The sequence below is a fragment of the Pseudomonas sp. PLMAX genome (assembly GCF_046042685.1).
GTDB classification, from domain to species: domain Bacteria; phylum Pseudomonadota; class Gammaproteobacteria; order Pseudomonadales; family Pseudomonadaceae; genus Aquipseudomonas; species Aquipseudomonas putida_AE.
Genome location: NZ_CP064949.1, coordinates 1,999,976 through 2,021,679, shown reverse-complemented (window position 1 = coordinate 2,021,679; position 21,704 = coordinate 1,999,976). Strand labels below are relative to the sequence as shown.

The following is a 21,704-nucleotide window of genomic DNA, read 5'->3' as shown; positions in this document are numbered from 1 at the left end:
GCAGCGATAGTCCCCAACGATAACGCGTGTTGCTGGTTCATCGCGGCGCTCTGAAGTTATTCGCCGGCAAGCGAGCGCCTACATTTCCCAATCGGCCTTGGCAATGTGAAACCCATGCGCCCCTTTGTACGCCGCATGCTCCGGCTGGCTCCAACCTTCGAGCAACGCATCATCCAGTCGGTAGACCTCCACCCCCAACGGGCGGCACACGCTTAGCGGGTCCTGCGCATCCGGCCCCCCACATGGCCAGCGACAGATCGCCCCCCCCCCGGACAGGTCGACAATGCACAGAGCAAATCGATCTCGGCAAAAAACTCTAGGTAATCGCCCTTCTGCGCCGGACAGGCTTTCATAAAATATATGTCGTCGTGGTTCAGCCCCGTGCACTGGAAGATGTTCAGCACGTCATGCACGTCGAATTCGCTCAGGCGGTGGGGCAGTACCGCGCGGGTCAGGTTGGAATGACAGTGAGGATGGAAATCTTCGCCGGTGAGCATCTTGTTCACGTACGGGTCGCAGATCGCTTTCCCCCAAGGCCATGCCGGGCAGCAAACGCCCACCGATGATATCGGCGCTCAACTCCAGGGTGATGAGAACGGCCAGTGAAAGCCCGCTGCTCATACTCGATACCTCGGATTGTTCAACAATGGGTAAATAATAAGTAGTCACTATTCGTGCCATATTCCATTGGCGTTTCAATCAAGTTCGACGCATCTGCATGCTTTTTAGAAATAGAAGTACAGTCACCATCCAATTTTCATTGGTTAATATGGCGCATTGATGTGGAGATATCAGATGCGTTACTCGCAGGACCATAAAGCCCAGACCCACAAACGCATCATCAAGGAAGCTTCCGTTCGCTTTCGCCGCGACGGCATCGGCGCGACCGGCCTGCAGCCCCTGATGAAAGCGCTGGGCTTGACCCACGGTGGCTTTTATTCACACTTCAAATCCAAGGACGAGCTGGTGGAAAAAGCGCTACAGGCTGCCGGGGATGAAGTGGACGTCCGGTGCGCCGAGCTGTTCGCCCAGGACCGGCCCTTGGAGGCGTTCATCAACGCCTACCTCTCTGAATGGCACCAGTCCTCGCCCCACGAAGGCTGCCCGCTGCCGACCATGTCTTCGGAACTCGGCATGCGCGGCCAGCCGAGCCCCACTTCAGACGTGGTACTCCATGCACGACTACGCCAGATTGAAAGTACGCTGGAAGGCGAAAACACCGAGCACCGCAGCATCGTCATCATGTCCACGTTGATCGGTGCGCTGCTGCTTTCGCGCAGCGTCGAGAATCCCGAGCTGGCCGCCGAGATCCTCGAGGTGACTCGTAGCTATCTCAATCGATCCGGCACTAGCCAGCCCAGCGTTTGAACAGCACGCTGGCGTTGACCCCGCCAAAGCCGAAGCCGTTGGACAGCGCGTACTCGATCGCCATCGGCCGAGCCTGGCCATGGACAATGTCCACGCCCTCGGAAGCCGGATCCGGGTTATCGAGATTGAGGGTCGCCGGCACGATCTGATCGCGGATCGCCAGCAGCGTGAAAATGGCTTCGATCCCGCCGGCGGCACCGAGTAAATGCCCGGTGGCCGATTTCGTCGATGTCACTGCAATGCCGTTGTTCGAACCGAACAATGACTTGATGGCTGCCAACTCTCCCAAGTCGCCTACCGGCGTCGAGGTCGCGTGCGCATTCAGGTGCTGAACCTGCTCAGGCAAAATTCCCGCCTGTGCCAATGCCAGTGACATCGCCCGGCGTGCGCCACTGCCATCCTCAGGCCCCGCGGTCAGGTGATAGGCGTCAGCACTGGTGCCATAACCGACCACTTCTGCCAGGGGTTGAGCCCCCCGGGCCAAGGCATGTTCCAGGGATTCGACTACCAGAAGGCCAGACCCCTCGCCCATGACAAAGCCATCGCGATCCCGATCGAACGGTCGCGAGGCGCGCTCCGGGGTGTCGTTGAACGCGCTGGACAAAGCACGCGCCGCCGCAAAGCCTGCCAGGCTGACCCGATCGATCGCCGCCTCCGCGCCGCCACACACGGCAACATCCGCCTCACCGCAACGTATCAACCGCACCGCATCGCCAATCGCCTGGACTCCGGCCGCACAAGCCGTGACAGGCGCGCCGAGCGGGCCCTTGAACCCATGCTGGATCGACACATGACCCGCCGCCAGGTTGACCAGAAACGAAGGAATGGTAAACGGCGACAAACGTCGCGGCCCACGGCTGTCCGTGGTGCGCACCGCATCGGCAATCGCCCCGAAACCACCGACACCGGAACCGATGATGGTTGCCGTGCGTTCCTGGGCCTCGCCTGTTTGCGCCTGCCAACCCGACTGTTCGATGGCCTGGCGCGCCGCCTCCATGGCAAACAGAATGAACCGGTCCATCTTCTTCTGTTCCTTGGGCGGTGTTGCCCGATCCGGGTCAAAACCCGCCTCCGGATCCTCCGCCAGGGTCGGCACGGCCCCACCGACACTGGTCGGCAGATCGGCCACCACCTCGCCAGGCAAAGTGCGCAACCCCGAACGTCCGGCCAACAACCGCGCCCAGACCGCTTCGACACCGCTACCCAGCGGCGACACCAGCCCCATGCCTGTCACTACCACTCGACGATCACTCATACCACAACCACCTCATACAGGTTCGCCCGCGTCATTTGTAACGCGCGGCAGCCTTGCTTTTGGAAAGGTTAGGCGCCATGACGAGACGCGCCGCCACAAATGCATCCCAGTCGCCAGCATCCGGCAAGGACGGAATGGTCACCAACTCACTCTGATCCAGACCCGCCAGGGCTGCATCGACCATCTCGCCCGCCTCCATGACCATCTCCGCCGGAATCTGCGAAGCATCGATACCCGAACGCTCCCAGATCTCGGTACGCGTCACCCCTGGCAATACAGCCTGGACCTTGACGCCGGTGCCGTCGAGCTCTGCGTTCAACGACTGGGTCAGACTCAGCACATAAGCCTTGCTCGCGCTGTACGTCGCATTGAAACGCTCAGGAAACAACGCCACCACCGATGCAATGTTGATGATCGTGCCCCGCCCCGCCTTGGCAAAACCCGCCGCCGCAGCCGACGCCAAACGCGTGACCGCCGTGACATTTAATTGAATCATGCGCTCCAGCTGGTCCAGATCGGCATTGGCCAACAACCCATCCGCCGCCACCCCCGCATTGTTCAACAACAGGCTGATACTCGAATCACTGCGCAGACGCTGCTCAAGCTTCAGCACGTCATCCTTCTGCGTCAAATCCGCCTTGAGCACCTCGACCTGCACACCATGGGCATCGCGCAACGCACTCGCCGCCGCTTCAAGCCGCTCCTGATCACGGGCGACCAACAACAAATCAAAACCACGCGCCGCCAGGCGCTGCGCGTAGATAGCGCCGATACCGGAAGAGGCGCCGGTGACGAGGGCGGTGCCTTGGGACTGAAGGGAAGTCATGAGGTTGCTCCTGGGAGATGCCAGAGGAATGTACAGGCGCCAGATCTCAGCGCGCCTGGGCGGAAAGCCTATTTATTATAGGCATAATTTATTTGCAGTATGATAGCCGTAATTTTTTAAACGCTGACGAAAGGCAAAACCTTGCAGCAATCGCCAGAAAGCAAAAAGGCCGGTCAATGACCGGCCTCCAAGGCTGAGTGACAAGCTTAGTTCACCTGAAGCTTCTCGCGATTTTTATCCAGAAGGGCCTTGCCGATACCCTTGACTTCGAGCAACTCGTCGACGGATGCAAACGGACCATTACTTTCACGATACGCAACAATCGCCAAAGCCTTGGCCTCCCCCACACCGGACAACTCACGCTGCAAGGTCGGCGCATCGGCCTTGTTGAGGTCAACTTTGACCAGCTGCACACTCGCCGAAGACTCCATCGCCACCGGAGCCTCCGGCCTCGCCGCAGACGCTGCATTAGCGGTGACAGAGGCACTGGTGAGCAGGGCAAAAACCAGGGAATAGAAGTAGCCTGTACGCATAAATGACGCTCCATGACATCGTTTGAGGAAGAAGCTTTTCCGCAGCTGCTTCCTCAAGTTAGGCGATGTCAGGAGGGAGTCAAAAGTGTGTCTGTTGCCGGATGTGAGACAATCAGGGTTCGAGGCGACGTTGTTGGTAGATCCAGTCGACGATCTCGCCGTCGGGGGTATAGCCGCTGACGGTTTCGCGAAGGAGTTGGCGGACACGCGCGTAGTCATCATGCTCAACCGCGTTAAGCAGCTCAGTGAGCTTTGACTTGAGCACTTCCCAAGGTAGATGATCTTCATTGGCACTCATGATCATCGGATGCTGTGTCGCGCTTACGTTGTCGCCAATCAACAATTCCTCATAAAGCTTCTCACCGGGGCGCAGTCCGGTGAATTCGATTGAGATATCGCCTTGGAGATTTCTCTCCGAGCGGACACTTAAACCGGACAAATGAATCATCTTCTCTGCCAACTCGACAATCTTCACCGGCTCGCCCATGTCGAGCACGAACACATCCCCGCCCTGCCCCATGGAACCCGCCTGGATCACCAGTTGCGCGGCTTCAGGAATGGTCATGAAGTAGCGAGTGATCTTCGGGTGCGTAACCGTCAATGGCCCACCGGATTTGATCTGCTTGTGAAACAGCGGAATCACCGAACCTGAAGATCCCAGCACATTTCCGAAACGAACCATTGTGAAGCGCGTCTTGTTAACTCTGGACACATTGGCTTTATCGCCGAACAGAACCGGCGCGATTTCACGACTCAAGGCTTGAAGCATCAATTCGGCCAGACGCTTGGTACTGCCCATCACATTCGTGGGACGTACCGCTTTGTCGGTGGAGATCAGCACAAAGTTGGAAACACCTGCCTGCAACGCGGCCTGAGCGGTGTTGAGCGTCCCGATGACGTTGTTCAACACACCTTCTGCAATATTGTGCTCGACCATGGGCACGTGTTTATACGCCGCGGCGTGGTAGACCGTATCTACACCCCAGGTCTTCATCACTTCCAGCAGTTTGTGCTGATGACGTATGGAGCCGAGAATCGGCAACAGTCGAACAGGAACCGTCTGCCGGGCTTCACGCTGCTCCAGTTCCGTGAGAATGCTATAGAGGTTGAATTCGCTGTGATCGAACAACAAAAGCGTGGTCGGAGCCAGCGAGAAGATCTGTCGACACAGCTCCGAACCGATTGATCCCCCAGCCCCTGTCACCATGACTGTCTTGCCTTTGATACAGTGTTCGAGCAAGTCCGGTTGTGCAGGCACCGAATCGCGGCCCAGCAAGTCAGCAATATCGACTTCCTGAATATCTTCAACCTTCACCCGGCCACTGGCCAGGTCGCTAAAATTAGGAACGCTGCGAATATGCAGCGGGAAACGTTCCAGGAAAGTCAGAATCTCCCGACGTCGTGCACGGGTAGATGATGGCAGCGCCAGAAGAATCTCTTGAGCACCGCTCTCATTGATCATCTGCTGAATATGCTTGGGTTTGTAGACCTGCAGACCGGCAATGACCCGATCCGCGATGCTTTGATCGTCATCGATAAACGCCACGGGCCGCATGACCCGCCCCATGCGAAGCGCCGCAACCAGCTGATTACCAGCCACCCCCGCACCATAGATCGCGACCTTGGTGAGGCCGTCATCGCGGCTTGTAAAGGGTACATGTTGCGCGCCCGCGAACCAGTCGCCCATGAAGTAATGGCGCATGCAAAGACGTAGCCCGCCAATGATTACGAGGCTTAACCACCAGTAGTTGAAGACGATAGATCGCGGCACCACTGTTTGGTGATTGCTGTACCAATAGACCACGAGTGCCAGGATCAACGAGGAAAGACTGACCGCCTTAATGATGGCGATGAGCGCGTCATTGCCGAAGTAGCGCATGACCGCACGGTACATGCCGAACCTGATGAATAGAGGTATGGCGACGAGAGGGGCGCTGACAAACAACCATAAATGGGCCCGGAAGGGGTTGTACATGTCATCGATACCCAGCCGCACGAGGAATGCCAACCACAGAGCCCCCCAGACCAGAATAATGTCTGTGGTCACCTGTATCAGTCGCTTGCGGCGCCTGGGAAGACCTACGAGGCCTGCCCTGACCTTATCCATGAAGTCTTCAATCACCTCTGCCTTCTCCCCTCAACTGCCATATCGGTGTAGCTGCCTTACAGGCGCATCTTATCCACTTCAGAATCGAAATGATCGAACTGTCACTCAGTGTTTAACCGGTGGGGTTTCAAGCTCACCCGCGTGGAACTTTATGGCCAGCGCAATTAATGGAGCATAGGCCAGAATCAATCCCGCCCCTGTGCTCAGGCCAAATTGTGTAATGCCTACTGCAATAGGCAACAACCAAAGCAAATTGATCGCCCCCACGACCGCTGTAACCGTCAAATGGCTGCCAAACCGACGAGAGGCGAACTGGTAGGCGTGGCTGCGATGTGCCTCATAAACCTTGTCGCCCCGGAGTAAGCGGCGAAACAGCGTGAAAGTTGCATCGACAATGAACACGCCAAGTAGGATCAGCCAGCCCCACAGGAAGTCTGCCGAGACCCAGGCCGCTTGGAGTGAGAGCCCTCCAAGGACAATTCCCAGAAAACCACTCCCGGCGTCCCCCATGAAAATTTTCGCAGGGGGAAAATTCCAGAACAGGAAACCGGCTACGGCAATGGCCAACAACAACGGAGCCCAGATCAAGTCCACCGCATTACTCACCCAGTACAACAAACAAGCCCCGAGACAAACGCAAATTGCCTCAACACTGGCAATCCCGTCGATACCGTCCATGAAGTTGTAAAGGTTGAGCAGCCATACCAGATAAAATATCGCTAGTACATGACCAAACCATCCAAGGTCAAATGCGACCCCGAATAACTCGACAACGGGCAAGCCACCGAGCCAGAACAGCAACCAGATAGATGCAGCGAAATGCCCCAACAAGCGCCAACGGGCGGCGATGTGTCCGTGGTCGTCCATGAATCCGATAACGGCAATCAGGGCACCGGCACCAGTAATGCCGAGAAACGCCGGGAAGGTCATCAACCTTGCAAACCAAAGTATGAACAGCGCCAAGGTAAATGCCAGGACAATTGCCACTCCTCCCCCCCGAGGCGTGGGTATCGAGTGAGAGCTACGCGCATTGGGAATATCCATCAGGCTTCGCGACAGGGCGTAACGACGCAGAGCCCAAGTCAGGGAAAAAGACACAGCGACAATGACAGGGATACACCAGCCATAATTCATGATCTATGGGAGTCCAAGAAATGTTGCGCCGTCAGGGCCAAAGCTTGATCGAGTGTCACAGGAGGTATCCAGCCCAATAGTTGTCGGTTTTTGCTGATATCAACTTGCAAGGACCCGAGAATACGGTCGGCCAGTGCTCGCTGGCCAAGTAACGCGGCAACGCCACTCATGAGTCGCGCCGGTACGGGCAACAATCGGGCTGGCTTGCCCAAGGCTGCCGCTAACTTGTGCAACAGTTGCGTGGTCGAGACGTCTTCACCGTCGCTGACCAGGAATACTTGATTGGCGGCCGCCGGATGATCGGAACAGGTGATGATCAAGTCCACCAGATTGTCTATGGCAACCAGGCTACGCCGATTGTCGACAGCGCCAAAAGGTAACGGAACGCCACGATACAACCAACGCATCATGCTGAGAAAGTTGGCTTTGACGCCTGGGCCATAGACCAATACGGGCCGGATGATGACCACCTCCATCCCCGTGGTTGCGGCGAGCACCATCAACCCTTTCTCTGCCTCAAGCTTGGAGATCCCGTAAGGGTCAATGGGGGCTGGTACATCATCTGCCCGGTATACGGCGCCAGGCTCTGTGCCTTCCCCATTCACCTTGATGGAACTGATGAAGATAAAACGCTTCACTCCGCACGCTGCAGCCTGACGGGCAAGGTTCAGTGTCGCCTCGACATTGACTTCACGAAACGCCGCCAACGGGTCCAAAGCCACCTCATTCATGACGTGAACCCGAGCAGCCGTATGGACAACTACATCGACGTCAGTCAGGGCAGTCGTCCAATCGTTTGTGCCATCGAGGTTGCCCAACCGCAGCGAACGCACACCCACGGGCAGCGTGGCGGACGGCTTCCGTAGAGGCGCCATGACAGAACACCCAGGCATCTGCACCAATCGATTGATCAACACCCGCCCGAGAAATCCGCTACCGCCGGTAACCAGAAATGCCTTAGCTCTCATGAGTGGCCCTTGGAATACAAAAAAAAACTTCAATGCCCGGGCACTGTGCCGCAATCTTTCAAAGCAGTGAGCGATAAATCTCGGCATAGGATTTTGCCATCGAATCAGATGAGAACACCGTTTCGAAACGCCGCTGCGCCGCCTCTCCCATCGCTGCCGCCACATCCGGTTGATTCCAGAGCAAGGTCATTGCCGCGGCCAGCGCGACAGCATCACGGGGAGGCACGACCAAACCGGTCTCCCCTGCGATGTTGATGTAAGTGGTGCCGGAACCAATTTCACAGGAAATCATCGGCTTGCCGTACATCGCCCCTTCAAGCAACGAAATACCGAAAGACTCGGATCGCAGGTGTGAAGGGAAAACGAACGCGTAGCACAGCTGCAGAAGAGCAGCCTTGTCTTCGTCAGGTAACCCACCAAGGAAATGCACATTGGACAGGCCCAATTGCTTGGCCTTGGCCTTGAGCTCAGCCTCGAGCCCCCCTCCCCCCAGAATGACGACGGGGAGTTGAGTTGTTTTGGCGGCCTCTAGCAGGTAGTCCAGCCCCTTGTAGTAACGCAACGCACCGACGAACAGGAAAAAACGTTCTCCCAGGCGCGCACGCCACAATGCTAGTTTCTCAGCCGAAGGCGTAGGGTAAGTTTTACGGTCCAACCCATAAGGCACGACACGTACCCTTTCTTTGAAACGCGTTAATACCGGACTGCTCTGAGCATAGTTGGGCGAAGAAGCAACGATGCAGTCAACACTGGACAAGAAGCGATTCATCAACGGTTGATAAAGCTTGAGAAGCGTTTTTTGCTTGACGATATCCGAGTGATAACTGACGACAGCTGGCTTGTTGATTCGACTGACAAAATGCACCAGGTCCATGTAAGGCCATGGGAAGTGGTAGTGAACAATGTCTGCCTTTTTCGCCAACTCGGCAAAATCCTTGAACGCCGATAGCGAGAAACCGGTGGAGGCGATATGCAAATCGAGTTTGGAGCGGTGAGTTAAATGGTGCCCCACCCTTTCATTGCGCGCCGCCCCTCGCTCACTGAGATAAAGTACTTCAGATTCAAACCCGTGACGGATCCCGCCCTCGGCAATCTGAAAGATGACTTGCTCAATACCACCCATGGTCTCCGGGTAGTACGTCTTGAAGAAGTGCAGAACCTTGATCATTGTCCCTTGATCACCTTCTGGTAAACCTCAAGCGTTTCCATTGCACAGCGTTCCCATGAAAATCTGGCCGCATGCAGCAAGCCTTGCTCAACGGCACTGGCACGCCACATCTCGTCTTCCAAACCTCGCTGAATGAGCTCGGTCAGCGTTTCCGTGTCCTTGGCATCGCACATCAATGCGGCTTCACCGGCAACTTCCGGTAACGAAGAACTGTTTGAGCAGACCACTGGAACACCTGAGCTCATCGCTTCAAGTACCGGCAATCCAAACCCTTCATAAAGCGATGGAAAGGTAAATAGACGAGCCCCAGCGAACAACAACGGGAGATCTTCACTGGGTACAAAACCCAAGTAATAAGCCCAGCCTTCGCGTTTTGCACTTTCCAGACGTTCGTGAATGCTCTCGTTTCGCCATCCATGATAACCGGTCAGCACCAACGGCCAGCGCTTGCGCACATCGAGCGGAAGCCGGGAGTAGGCATCAAGCAGCGTCTCGATGTTTTTGCGAGGCTCGATTGTCCCGACAAACAGGCTATAACCACCCACCTTGAGACCATGACGCGAAAGCGTGCTGTTAAGCTCTTCTGCGTTACGAGGATGAAACTCTGCAGAACTGGCGAGGGGTACCGTATGGATACGCTCGATAGGCCAGGAAAAGTAATCAGCTAACTCTCTGCGCGTGTACTCGGAGTCAGTGATCAGCGCATCCGCCCGTACCAAAGTGGTTTTAAGCTCTTTCTGCAAATAGCGCACAAGCTGCGGCGCATGGCAGTGAGACCAGGTAAAGGGCGACAAATCGTGGAAAGTTGCAACACTGCGGCCGGCAAAAGGCGGCAGATAGTAGTTAGGGCTATGGTAAAGAAAATCACCATGGCCTTTTAAGGCATGCTTCCTGAGCAATGGCATAAGAAGCCGATAGGCCTCGACCGCCAGGAAGTTTTTTTGCACGGCCCGTTTCAGGCCGTAACCGCTGCCCGATGCTTCGGGAGCCGTCGGTAATGCAGGCAAAAACCGTCGACCTGCAAAAAACAGCAGGTCGGAGATTTCCGGACTCTGCTGCAGTCGCAGCGCCAATTCATAGGTGTAACGACCAATACCGGTTAGCGGGAAGCGAACCGGTTCAACAGAGAGAATCAACTTCATTTAATCGGCCGTCAGCATCCAGCTCAGGGTTTCACCCAAGGAAGGAGTCGACCAGCCAGGCACCAGCGCCCGCAATCTGGAGTTGTCTCCGCAAAGGGTTTTCACCTCATTGGCCCGCACAAAGGCAGGATTGACCTGAACCTCGATATCGTGCCCGGTAAATCCTTTGCACATTTCGATCACTTCACGCAGCGAATGGGTTTGCCCCGAACTGACATTGATGGTCTGACCTAGCGGCTTTGCTTCGATCAATCCACGATAAGCAGCCACCAACGCACGAACATCACTGAAGTCGCGCCAGACATCGAGATTGCCCAGTTCGATCGTCTGCGCCTTGCGCCGAAAATGAGAAACAATCTTAGGCAGCAGGAAATTTTCCGCCTGGCCAACACCCGTGTAGTTGAAAGGACGAGTGATGACAATCGGCAGACGGTCGTGCCAGAGGCTGGCCATATACTCCATGGCCAGCTTGCTGACAGCATAATCGTTGGCTGGTGCCGGAGTTGTGGTCTCCGACAACAAGCCACCCGAAGCGTTGCCATAGACATTGGCGCTGCTGGCGATCAATACGCAATCCAGCGACTTGCCACTGGCGGCGATGGCTTCCAGCAGATTGCGTGTGCCAATCAGGTTGACCTGGTAGAACGCATCCGCTGCGCCGTGTCCAACAAACGCCAATGCTGCGAGATGCACCACAACGTCTGGCTGAATCTTTGCCAGCAACGCGCGCAAACCCGGGCCATCGGCCAAGTCTACCTGATGATAGTTTTGCTCATCGGAAGGCTGACTGCCCAATCCGACAACCTCGTAGCCCTGAGCCCGAAGTTCATCAGCCATATAACGACCGGTGAAGCCTTGAATACCTGTAATCAGTGCGCGTTTGCCAGCAATGGTCATCAGAACGAGAATCCTTGTTCATTACGACGCAGGTCAGCTTCGACCATCATCCGGCACAGCTCTTCCAGCGAAGTTTTTGGCTCCCAACCGAGAACTTCCTTGGCTTTGGCCGGGTTACCGATCAGCAACTCGACTTCAGTCGGGCGGTAGAATTTCGGGTTGATCGTGACCAGCACCTTGCCGGTTGCTGCATCAGTGCCCTGCTCGTCTTCCGCAGTGCCCGCCCAGGAAATGGTAATACCCACTGCCTTGAATGCCATGGAAACGAAGTCGCGAACAGTTTCGGTGCGATTGGTCGCCAACACGAAAGTATCCGGCTCATCGGCCTGCAGCATGCGCCACATACCTTCCACGTACTCCTTGGCAAAACCCCAATCGCGCTTGGCGTCCAGGTTACCCAGTTCCATCTTGTCCATCAGACCCAGTTTGATCTTGGCGACGGAGTCGGTGATTTTGCGAGTGACAAACTCACGGCCACGCAGCGGAGACTCGTGGTTGAACAAGATACCGCTGGTAGCGAAAATCCCGTACGACTCACGATAGTTGATGGTCATCCAGTGAGCGTAGAGCTTGGCCACGCCATAAGGGCTACGCGGGTAGAAAGGCGTGCTTTCGATCTGCGGGATAGCTTGCACCTTGCCGAACATCTCGGAGGTAGATGCCTGGTAGAAACGAACCTTCGGGTTAACGATACGAATGGCTTCAAGCAGGTTTACCGCACCCAGACCGGTGATTTCCGCGGTAGTGAGCGGCTGTTCGAACGAAACACCCACGAAGCTCTGTGCAGCAAGGTTGTAGACCTCGGTGGCTTCGGTCGTTTGCAGCAGACGGATACTGGCCGACAGGTCGGTCAGATCGTATTCGACCAAATGCAGATTAGGGTTGGACTGGATGCCCAACTCTTCGATACGCCAGAAATTGACAGAGCTGGTACGACGGTAGGTACCGTATACGGTGTACCCCTTCTCCAGCAGCAGTTCCGCCAGGTAGGCGCCGTCTTGACCGGTGATGCCAGTAACAATTGCTTTCATGCGAATCCTCTAAACTCCATTTTGAGCTTTGGTTGGCTAGCTCACAAAAATAATATGCACGGCTACAGCCGCAGCGACCACTCTGGTTCGTAATGATACCCAAATTGCCCGCACCGAAGGAACTTTAAAAGGGAAAGAACCCCTTGCCTCCTGTCGCGTCGAGCACCCTGGCCTACCCATAGGAAAAACCGATTTCCTTATAGCTGTATAAAGATCATGAGATCAATAAACACCCCGACACAAAGTGGCGAGATTCTTGGCTCACAAAGGTCAGGCTTAGCGACTTCCAATAGCCAAGTCGCTTTGGGACTAACGAGCGAAAATCGGCACCTCGGTTGGTCGCCATGACAAAAGTGGCAAGCTCAGCGGCTGGCAGCATGTGTCATATTCCTTAAACGCACCCCTCAGCAAAACCACCATCACTTGGCGCCGAGGCGATCCAGCCCCATCTTTTCCCATCAGGCCTGGCTTGACCTTGACCACAGAGTCAGTGGCTTACGGGTTACGAACTCACAACCCTGCAACGTAGACTCGAGCTTGTAGAGGCGGCCACTGGCAGCGAATATCCCTATGACTCTCGATAGTTGAGAGTAGCGAATTGGTTAGGCCTGCCCCTCCAAGGTGGCCTGGCAGGCCGCTTGCGCCACCAACGCACGTGCCCCCTGCAACAATTGATGCGCACACCCTGGACCTAGGATATCATCCGCCCCCTTGAAAGCATGAAGCTCACCCTCTGGCGGCGCTACTTCACAATCCGATATGGATGGGCTTCAGCATGACAATGGATTTCATGAGAACAATTTGGTGACTGTTGATGTGGCAGCAGTATTGAACTTTCCTGCTACAAAGGCTTGCCAACATCAGCCCTGGACACAGAGCCGCTTTGGTAAAAATCTTCACCAGAGGCGCTTTCTCAAGCACGTTGATTTTTCCGAGCCCGCCGCCCGCTCACTCGCTGCCATTCACCTCTATTCAAACCTGCCAGATTTCCATTTGTTCATAGCCGTCGAATCTTCGATTCTGGACAAGCTGGCGGTAGCATGGCCGCCCGTACAGAATTTTCTAATCCGGTAACCAATATGGCTTCAGTAAAACTTCATAATGGCAAAGCATTCGGCTCAGAGGCAGGCACATCAATGCTCGACAGTGCCAGGGCTGAAGGCATCACTCTCGAATACAGTTGCAGGACTGGACGCTGTGGTGTTTGCAAAACCATAGTTCTCTCCGGCGAGACTGAAGCGTTCAGGGACGAGACCTCTCTGACACCCGAAGAGAGCGCAGCAGGATTGATCTTGACGTGTTGCCGCCACGCCCTCACCGATGTGGAAATTGATGCCGAAGACCTTGGAGTACTCGGAAACATTGCCGTAAAGACACTCCCCTGCAGAATCGACACGATCAGCAAGCTCGCTGACAATGTCGTGGAAGTCACCCTTAGGTTACCGCCCAACAGTAATTTCACTTATTTGCCAGGACAGTATCTCGACATCATCGGTGAAGCTGGTCTGCGCCGCAGCTACTCCATTGCCAACGCCCAGCGTGCTGACGGAAAACTGGAACTACAGATCCGGGAGGTCGAGCAAGGCATGATGTCGGAGTACTGGTTCGACCGTGCAAAGACCAACGATCTCTTACGACTGGAAGGCCCACTAGGCACCTTCAGCCTGCGAGAAAAGGACGTTAGGAACATCGTTTTCCTGGCCACCGGAACTGGTATTGCTCCCGTCAAGGCCATGCTTGAGCAAATGCTTGTTACCCCCTCGATGACCGCTGGGAAGAAGGTCTTCATCTATTGGGGAGGTCGTACGAGTAGCGACATCTACTGGAATCCGCAACTCGAGGGATTGGACGCCACCTTCATACCGGTTCTGTCGCGAGCAGATGCTCAGTGGACAGGGCGGACAGGCTATGTACAATCGGCGCTAGTCGAGGATGCCATCGATCTCACTCAATCGGTCGTCTATGCCTGCGGCTCGGAAGACATGATTCATTCCGCACGGGATGCACTGACAACTTCGGGACTGCTCATCAAACACTTTTACTCAGATGCATTTGTAAGCTCAAACTGATAAGGAGCAATCATGAAAGCGGTCATTTTGGCAGGCGGTTTGGGTACACGCCTGAGCGAAGAAACCAGTGTACGTCCGAAGCCCATGGTCGAAATTGGTGGAAAACCAATCCTCTGGCACATCATGAAGATGTATTCCGCGCACGGCATCAATGATTTCATTATCTGCTGCGGTTATAAAGGCTATCTGATCAAAGAGTACTTCGCCAATTACTTCCTGCACTCGTCGGATGTAACTTTCAACATGCGTGAAAACACCATGAAAGTACACGACAAACGCGCCGAGGACTGGAATGTCACATTGGTTGACACCGGTGATACTTCGATGACCGGCGGTCGCTTGCGCCGCGTGGCAGATTACGTTCGAAATGAAGAAGCGTTCTGCTTCACCTACGGCGATGGTGTCGGTGATATAGACATCAGCGCCACCATTGCCTTCCACAAACAGCATGGCAAGGCAGCGACTCTCACCGCCACCTACCCCCCAGGTCGCTTTGGCGCACTGGACATCAAGCAGCACCAGGTTCTCAACTTCAAGGAAAAGCCCAAAGGCGACGGCGCCATGATCAATGGCGGTTTTTTTGTATTGTCCCCCCAGGTCCTCGAATACCTGATCGACGATAGCACTGTCTGGGAGCAAGAGCCTTTGATGGGGCTAGCAGCAGACGGCCAGTTAATGGCACACGAGCACCAGGGCTTCTGGCAGCCAATGGATACCCTGCACGATAAAAACCTGCTAGAAAAACTTTGGCAAAATGGCAAAGCACCTTGGAAATCCTGGGAATAATATGAAAGCTACCGTCACAGCTGCCTTCTGGAAGGGAAAGAAGGTATTTCTCACAGGTCATACCGGATTCAAGGGCAGCTGGTTGTCCCTGTGGCTACAGGATATGGGTGCGCACGTCAAAGGTTTCGCGCTGGCTCCGCCTACAACTCCGTCGCTCTTTGAACAGGCACATGTAGAGCGAGGCATGATGGCATCGCAGATTGGCGATATTCGCGACCTGCAAGCCATTATTGAAAGCATGACGGCTTTTGATCCCGATATTCTGATTCACATGGCCGCCCAACCCTTGGTCAGATTGTCCTACCGAGAACCGGTCGAAACCTATGCCACCAATGTCATGGGCACTATTCATGTGCTAGAGGCGGCACGCAAATGCCCAAGCCTTCGCGCAATCGTCAATGTCACAACTGACAAGTGCTACGAAAACCAGGAGTGGGAGTGGGGCTATCGTGAAAGCGAACCCATGGGCGGCCACGACCCTTACAGCAACAGCAAAGGCTGCGTAGAACTACTCACCTCCGCCTACCGTAATTCATTCTTTAATGCTGATGGCTCGCCAGCTTTGGCCTCGGCACGTGCCGGCAATGTGATCGGTGGCGGTGACTGGGCAGAAGATCGCCTCATTCCCGACATTCTGCATGCTGTCGAAAAGGGCCAGCCGGTAGTCGTTCGCAACCCGAAAGCGACGCGCCCGTGGCAACACGTGCTTGAACCACTCAGTGGTTACCTTGTCCTGGCCCAGCACCTGTGGGAGCATGGCCATGCATTCGCGCAAGGCTGGAACTTCGGCCCTCGGGATGAAGATGCACGTCCTGTCGAATGGATACTCGATCATATGGTAGGAGCATGGGGTAGCGGTGCTAGCTGGCAACTTGACAGCGACTCCCATCCCCATGAAGCGCGATACTTGAAGTTGGATATTTCCAAAGCCCGAACCCACCTGAAGTGGGAGCCTACCTGGAGCCTGGAAACCACACTAACCCGCATCGTCACCTGGCATCGTGCCTGGTTGCAAGGCGAGGATATGCATGCCCATTGTGTGAATGAAATCAACAGTTACATGGCAGCCATGGCCACTGGTGCCCAACCATCTAAAAGCTTTAAGCAGGAAATACTATGACCCCCGATATGCTCCGCCAGGAAATCAGCCAGCTCGTTGAGCGTTACGCCCAGATCGCATTGGCTGCCAAACCTTTTGTTGGGGGCGAAACCGTCATCCCTCCCTCAGGCAAGGTGATTGGCGCGCGCGAACTGCAACTGATGGTCGAAGCATCCCTTGATGGCTGGCTGACTACCGGTCGCTTCAATGCTGAATTCGAAAAGAAACTCGCTGAATTTCTCGGCGTCAAATACCTCATTACCGTCAACTCGGGCTCCTCGGCGAACCTGGTTGCTTTCAGTACATTGACCTCCCCCAAGCTGGGTGACCGTGCCATCAAGAAAGGTGACGAAGTCATTGGCGTGGCTGCAGGCTTCCCAACCACCGTCAACCCAATCGTCCAGTTCGGCGCGATACCGGTCTTCGTCGATGTCGACATGGCGACCCACAACATTGACCCTGAGCTGATCGAAGCGGCCATCACCCCCAAGACCAAGGCGATCATGCTCGCCCACACCCTTGGTAACCCTTTCAACCTGGGCAAAGTCAAAGCCCTGTGCGAAAAGTACAATCTGTGGCTGGTCGAAGATTGCTGCGATGCACTCGGCGCGACCTATGACGGCAAGCTGGTTGGCACCTTTGGCGACATCGCCACCCTGAGTTTCTACCCGGCCCACCACATCACCATGGGCGAAGGTGGCGCGGTGTTCACGAATAACGCTCAGCTCAAACTGATTGCCGAATCGTTCCGTGACTGGGGACGCGACTGCTATTGCGCGCCTGGTTGCGATGATACCTGCGGCAACCGTTTCGGCCAGCAATTCGGCAGTCTGCCACACGGTTATGATCACAAGTACGTGTATGCCCACTTAGGCTACAACCTGAAGATCACCGATATGCAAGCGGCCTGCGGATTGGCTCAGCTCGACCGCGCTCCCGAGTTCATCGAAACCCGCAAGCGCAACTTCAAGCTGCTCAAGGAACGTCTGGCATCCCTAAGCGATTTCCTTGAAATCGCCGAACCTACCCCTAATAGCGACCCGTCCTGGTTCGGCTTCCCTGTCACCCTGAAGGAAAGCGCCGGCGTCAAGCGTGTCGACCTGCTCAAGTTCCTGGATCAGAACAAGATCGGTACCCGCCTGCTGTTTGCCGGTAACCTGACCCGCCAGCCGTACTTCCATGACGTCGAATACCGCGTCGTGGGCGAACTGACCAATACTGACCGGACCATGAACCAGACCTTCTGGCTGGGCGTCCAGCCCTCCCTAGGCCAGGAACATTTCGATTACGTCGGTGAAAAACTGGAAGAGTTCTTCGGGATCGGTTTCTAACATATGAAAGCTTCGGATGCAGTAGCAAAAGTACTTGCAGACAATAACGTCCTGTATGGTTTTGAGCTCATCGGTGGAATGATTGCCCATCTGGTGGACAGCATTAACTTGCTCGGAAAGACCAAGTTGGTATCAATGCACCATGAGCAAGGCGCTGCCTTTGCTGCATCTGCTGTCGCACGCGCGACTCATCACAAGGTCATGGGTGTGGCACTGGGTACAAGTGGACCTGGTGCCACCAATCTGATCACCGGCATTGCCGACTGCTGGCTGGATAGTCATCCGTGCCTGTTCCTCACCGGGCAGGTCAACACGCATGAACTGAAGGGCAACCGCCCCATTCGCCAGCAGGGCTTCCAGGAGCTCGACAGCGTTGCCCTGGTGAGCAGCATCACCAAGTATGCTCACCAGGTCACCCATGTCGACGAACTGATTCCCTGCCTTCTCAAAGCGATCCGCATCGCTCGGGAAGGCCGTCCGGGGCCTGTCCTGCTAGACATACCCATGGACATCCAGCGCGCCGAGATCGATGAGGCGGTGCTGGACCAATTATTGAACGCCTGGACCAATGAAACGACGCCTGCTGCCGAGCAGCACGCCTCGTTTAGCGACGTCTGGGCTGCACTGGCCAAGGCTCAAAAACCGGTATTCCTGATCGGCGGTGGCGCAGTAAACAGCCCTTTGTTCAGCCAATGGCTGAGCCTGGTTGGCAAACTGGGCATCCCCCATGTCGCCAGCCTGAAAGGCGCTGAAAAACTCACGGCAAGCGAACACTACCTCGGCATGCTCGGAGCCTATGGCACCCGCGCAGCCAACCATGCCGTCCAGCACTGCGATCTGCTGGTGGTGTTCGGTAGCCGCATGGACGTGCGCCAGACCGGGGCCAAAACCGAAACGTTTGCTGCGAATGCGCATATCATCCAGTTCGATCTGGATGCCGCCCAACTGGACAACAGAGTCAAGGCCCAAGAGTCGATCCATGCCGACCTGGAAGCCGTGTTAGCCGACTTCATCGCTCATGCAGCCAAGTTGCAACCCGCTCCGGCGGCCTGGCGCGCGCATCTGGCGCAGATCTTCGAGCAATCGTTCGTCGATGAGTACACGGAGTGGGCCATCAGCCCTTTCAAGCTGCTGAAAAACCTCAACAACCTGACCGCAGACCGTGCACTTGACTATGTTGCCGACGTTGGTAATAACCAGATGTGGGCCGCGCATACCTTGCGCCTGAGCCCCGGCCAAGCCATGCACCACTCCGGTGGCCTGGGCACTATGGGTTTCGCAATCCCTGCCGCCGTGGGCGCCAGCATCGCAGGTAACAAACCGGTTGTTGTGATCACCGGCGACGGCGGCGCCCAGCTCAATATCCAGGAACTGGACATCATTGCCCGCGATCAGTTGCCGATCCTGACTATCGTACTGAACAATCACTCGCTGGGAATGGTCCGCGGCTTCCAGGAAATGTACTTTGAGGGCCGTAACTCCTCGACTTACTGGGACGGCTATACCTCGCAGTTCAAGGCCCTTGGCGCTGCGTATGGCATATATTCGCTAAGTGTTGTCACCTTGCCGGCATTCAAAGCCGCTGTGGCCGAGTTTCTTGCCAACGACAAACCCATGCTCATAGAGGTCATGATGCCAGATGCGCGGGAATGCCGGCCGCGCCTGGAGTTTGGCCGTCCAATCGATGAGCAGTCGCCGCTGCTGGATTTGGGTAAATGAAGCTTGCAATCCTTGGGGCGAGCAGTCATATCGCCAAAGACCTGGTAGCAAGCATCGCTAAACAGACTGATTATGAGTGCAACCTGTTCGTGCGCGCACCGGGCGCGCTAGATGCCGAACTGCGGGCCATTGCCGAGCGCAAGGATTTTCCCGTGCTCGACTACTCCGGCTTCGATGTCAGCTGCGAGTTCGATGCGATCATCAACTTTGTTGGCGTTGGTGATCCCGCCCGGGCCGTACAGATGGGCAAGGATATCTTCACCGTCACCGAGCTGTATGACAACCTTGCCTTGGAATACCTGAAAAACCATCCTCAGTGCAGATACATCTACCTGAGTAGCGGCGCTGCATACGGTACTAACTTTGAAACCCCTGTAACCCAGGACACAAAGGCGATATTCGCGATCAATGGGCTAAAGCCGCAGGACTGGTATGGTGCGGCCAAATTCCAGGCCGAGTGCCGCCATCGAGCGCTGCCTGAGGCCGCCATTACCGATGTGAGAGTGTTCAGTTACTTCAGCCACCGCCAGGCTGAAGAGGCTCGCTTCTTCCTCAGCGACATTCTGCGTGCACTGCAAGCGGGCACAGTGCTGGAGGTGGCACCCGATGACATGTTCCGGGACTACCTCACCCCCGCCGACTTCCTGCAACTGATTGACCGGATCCTGCAATCGCCAGCGTGCAACGACGTGGTCGATTGCTACAGCCAGGCCCCCATCGGAAAGTTTGAGCTGCTGACGGCATTAAGCGAGCAGTTCGGCCTGCAATTCACAGTTACGGGTGACCAGGCAAGGGTCAATGCCACAGGTCCCAAGGCCCATTACTATTCGCACAATCGCAAGGCCGGGCAACTGTTTGGCTATGTACCCAACGACTCTTCACTAAGTGGTGTCTTGCGTGAAATCAGGCAGCAGCTGAATGCAAGAGACTAAAAAGGCGCCTTCCATCCTGCACAGGCTTCTGCAAGTAAAACTGTTCAGATTCCTGTTGGTGGGGGTGATGAATGCGGCGTTCGGTTATGGCTGTTTTGCTAGTTTTCTCTACCTCGGGCTGCACTACAGTACGGCGTTGCTACTCGCCACGATATTAGGCATAGCCTTCAATTTCAAAAGCACCGGTGCCCTTGTATTCTGCTCGAAGAACAACAAGTTGATTTTCAGGTTCGTTGCTGGCTATGGCGTCGTCTATGGCGCCAATGTGGCAGGCATTGCGGCGCTTAAATTACTGGGTGTCGACCCTTACTTGGCTGGCTTGGCCTTGATCGTGCCAATGGCCTTACTTTCATTCGTCATTAATAACAGGTTCGTTTTTAAATATGCGTAAGCTTATCAGCATAGTGACACCCTGCTACAACGAAGAAGCCAACATTGATGAGCTGTACCAGCGCATCGTTGAGGTAATGTCACGCCTTGACTATGACTACGAACATATTTTCATCGACAACTGCTCCACCGATAACAGCCACGCCAAACTGCGCGCCCTGGCTGCACAAGACAAGCGGGTCAAGCTGATTTTCAATGCCCGCAACTTCGGCCATATTCGTTCGCCTTACCATGCCTTGCTACAGGCCAATGGCGACGCCGCCGTGCTGATCGCCTCCGACTTGCAAGACCCGCCAGAGATGATCGAAGAGTTCGTCAAGAAGTGGGAAGAAGGCTTCAAGACGGTGATGGCGGTCAAGCCTGAGAGCGAGGAATCCCGCCTGATGTTCCTGATGCGGCGAGCCTACTATCGCTTCGTCACACGCATCTCCGAAGTGCCGCTGGTCCAGAACGCCACCGGTGCCGGCCTGTTTGACCGGGCTGTGCTGGATATCCTGAAGAAGATCGACGACCCATATCCGTATTTCCGCGGCCTGCTGTGCGAAATCGGATTTCCGATCGCCACGGTACCGTTCAAGCAACCAAGGCGTCAGCGCGGTATCACCAAGAATAACTTCTACACGCTTTATGACATCGCGATGCTCGGCATCACCAACCATTCCAAGGTGCCGTTGCGGCTGATGGTGATGGGTGGGGCTTTACTCGCCGGCCTGAGCCTGCTGGCTGCCTTTGGCTTCCTGATCGCCAAGCTAATGTTCTGGAACTCGTTCCAGATAGGTATCGCGCCATTGCTGATCTCGCTGTTCTTCTTCAGTTCAGTACAGATCCTGTTTCTTGGAATGCTAGGGGAATATCTCGGATCGGTTCACACCCAGATGCGCAACATGCCCCTTGTTGTTGAAGCAGAACGCGTGAACTTTGACTGAGCCGCCCAGACACAGAGTATTGA

The 21,704-nt window shown here is 55.5% G+C and carries 19 protein-coding genes and 2 pseudogenes; 9 read left to right on the top strand and 12 right to left on the bottom strand.

The window, feature by feature from the left end:
* Window positions 1-78: 78 nt before the first annotated feature.
* Window positions 79-518, bottom strand: a pseudogene (locus tag DKB71_RS09315) (urea carboxylase-associated family protein); the annotation flags it as partial.
* Window positions 517-621: pseudogene (locus DKB71_RS09310) on the bottom strand (GntR family transcriptional regulator); the annotation flags it as partial. The pseudogenes DKB71_RS09315 and DKB71_RS09310, both read right to left, overlap by 2 nt.
* Before the next feature lie 174 nt (window positions 622-795).
* On the opposite strand from DKB71_RS09310, the gene DKB71_RS09305 reads away from it, so the two are divergent.
* Window positions 796-1,368 carry a TetR/AcrR family transcriptional regulator gene (locus tag DKB71_RS09305; protein WP_408600147.1) on the top strand — a complete coding sequence of 191 codons (573 nt, stop codon included), beginning with the start codon at window positions 796-798 and terminating at the stop codon, window positions 1,366-1,368.
* Here DKB71_RS09305 and fabF read toward each other — a convergent pair.
* The 10 genes from fabF to gmd form a co-directional block, all read right to left on the bottom strand.
* Window positions 1,349-2,623 carry a beta-ketoacyl-ACP synthase II gene (gene fabF / locus DKB71_RS09300; RefSeq protein ID WP_408600146.1) on the bottom strand — a complete coding sequence of 425 codons (1,275 nt, stop codon included), beginning with the start codon at window positions 2,621-2,623 and terminating at the stop codon, window positions 1,349-1,351. The genes DKB71_RS09305 and fabF overlap by 20 nt on opposite strands.
* 31 nt (window positions 2,624-2,654) lie before the next feature.
* Window positions 2,655-3,449, bottom strand: a complete 795-nt coding sequence (locus DKB71_RS09295) for an SDR family NAD(P)-dependent oxidoreductase (RefSeq protein WP_408600145.1) — start codon at window positions 3,447-3,449, stop codon at window positions 2,655-2,657.
* A gap of 206 nt (window positions 3,450-3,655) precedes the next feature.
* A complete protein-coding gene (locus tag DKB71_RS09290) occupies window positions 3,656-3,982 on the bottom strand; it encodes a ComEA family DNA-binding protein (protein ID WP_408600143.1) in 327 nt (108 codons plus the stop codon).
* 112 nt (window positions 3,983-4,094) lie between these two features.
* Entirely contained in the window at window positions 4,095-6,089 is a 1,995-nt protein-coding gene (locus tag DKB71_RS09285; protein WP_408601067.1) for a polysaccharide biosynthesis protein, read from the bottom strand.
* A 105-nt stretch (window positions 6,090-6,194) separates the two neighbouring features.
* Complete coding sequence (locus tag DKB71_RS09280) at window positions 6,195-7,223, bottom strand: MraY family glycosyltransferase (RefSeq protein WP_408600142.1); 1,029 nt, start codon at window positions 7,221-7,223, stop codon at window positions 6,195-6,197.
* A complete protein-coding gene (locus DKB71_RS09275; RefSeq protein WP_408600141.1) occupies window positions 7,220-8,191 on the bottom strand; it encodes a UDP-glucose 4-epimerase family protein in 972 nt (323 codons plus the stop codon). Before DKB71_RS09275 ends, DKB71_RS09280 begins: the two co-directional genes overlap by 4 nt.
* Window positions 8,192-8,249: 58 nt before the next feature.
* On the bottom strand, window positions 8,250-9,359 hold the full coding sequence (locus tag DKB71_RS09270) for a glycosyltransferase family 4 protein (protein WP_408600140.1): 1,110 nt from the start codon (window positions 9,357-9,359) through the stop codon (window positions 8,250-8,252).
* Complete coding sequence (locus tag DKB71_RS09265; protein WP_408600139.1) at window positions 9,356-10,501, bottom strand: glycosyltransferase family 4 protein; 1,146 nt, start codon at window positions 10,499-10,501, stop codon at window positions 9,356-9,358. The genes DKB71_RS09270 and DKB71_RS09265 overlap by 4 nt, the downstream gene beginning before the upstream one ends.
* Complete coding sequence (locus DKB71_RS09260; protein WP_408600138.1) at window positions 10,502-11,398, bottom strand: GDP-mannose 4,6-dehydratase; 897 nt, start codon at window positions 11,396-11,398, stop codon at window positions 10,502-10,504.
* Complete coding sequence (gene gmd, locus DKB71_RS09255; RefSeq protein WP_408600137.1) at window positions 11,398-12,429, bottom strand: GDP-mannose 4,6-dehydratase; 1,032 nt, start codon at window positions 12,427-12,429, stop codon at window positions 11,398-11,400. Before gmd ends, DKB71_RS09260 begins: the two co-directional genes overlap by 1 nt.
* Window positions 12,430-13,469: 1,040 nt before the next feature.
* Between gmd and DKB71_RS09250 the strand changes: the two genes are divergently transcribed.
* The 8 genes from DKB71_RS09250 to DKB71_RS09215 are packed head-to-tail and all read left to right on the top strand — an operon-like array spanning window position 13,470 to window position 21,681.
* Window positions 13,470-14,498 (top strand): FAD-binding oxidoreductase, encoded by a 1,029-nt coding sequence (locus DKB71_RS09250; protein WP_408600135.1) that lies wholly within the window; start codon window positions 13,470-13,472, stop codon window positions 14,496-14,498.
* A 12-nt stretch (window positions 14,499-14,510) separates the two neighbouring features.
* On the top strand, window positions 14,511-15,284 hold the full coding sequence (rfbF, locus tag DKB71_RS09245) for a glucose-1-phosphate cytidylyltransferase (RefSeq protein ID WP_408600134.1): 774 nt from the start codon (window positions 14,511-14,513) through the stop codon (window positions 15,282-15,284).
* Between the two features lies 1 nt (window position 15,285).
* Entirely contained in the window at window positions 15,286-16,404 is a 1,119-nt protein-coding gene (gene rfbG, locus DKB71_RS09240; protein ID WP_408600133.1) for a CDP-glucose 4,6-dehydratase, read from the top strand.
* Window positions 16,401-17,714, top strand: coding sequence for a lipopolysaccharide biosynthesis protein RfbH (gene rfbH, locus DKB71_RS09235; RefSeq protein ID WP_408600132.1), 1,314 nt, complete (start codon window positions 16,401-16,403; stop codon window positions 17,712-17,714). Before rfbG ends, rfbH begins: the two co-directional genes overlap by 4 nt.
* A 3-nt stretch (window positions 17,715-17,717) precedes the next feature.
* The gene (locus DKB71_RS09230; RefSeq protein WP_408600131.1) at window positions 17,718-19,433 is read left to right on the top strand and encodes a thiamine pyrophosphate-binding protein; all 1,716 of its coding nucleotides are present in this window, start codon (window positions 17,718-17,720) and stop codon (window positions 19,431-19,433) included.
* Window positions 19,430-20,365 carry an NAD-dependent epimerase/dehydratase family protein gene (locus DKB71_RS09225; protein WP_408600130.1) on the top strand — a complete coding sequence of 312 codons (936 nt, stop codon included), beginning with the start codon at window positions 19,430-19,432 and terminating at the stop codon, window positions 20,363-20,365. Before DKB71_RS09230 ends, DKB71_RS09225 begins: the two co-directional genes overlap by 4 nt.
* Window positions 20,352-20,756, top strand: a complete 405-nt coding sequence (locus DKB71_RS09220; RefSeq protein ID WP_408600129.1) for a GtrA family protein — start codon at window positions 20,352-20,354, stop codon at window positions 20,754-20,756. Before DKB71_RS09225 ends, DKB71_RS09220 begins: the two co-directional genes overlap by 14 nt.
* Complete coding sequence (locus tag DKB71_RS09215; RefSeq protein ID WP_408600128.1) at window positions 20,749-21,681, top strand: glycosyltransferase family 2 protein; 933 nt, start codon at window positions 20,749-20,751, stop codon at window positions 21,679-21,681. The genes DKB71_RS09220 and DKB71_RS09215 overlap by 8 nt, the downstream gene beginning before the upstream one ends.
* Window positions 21,682-21,704: the final 23 nt, after the last annotated feature.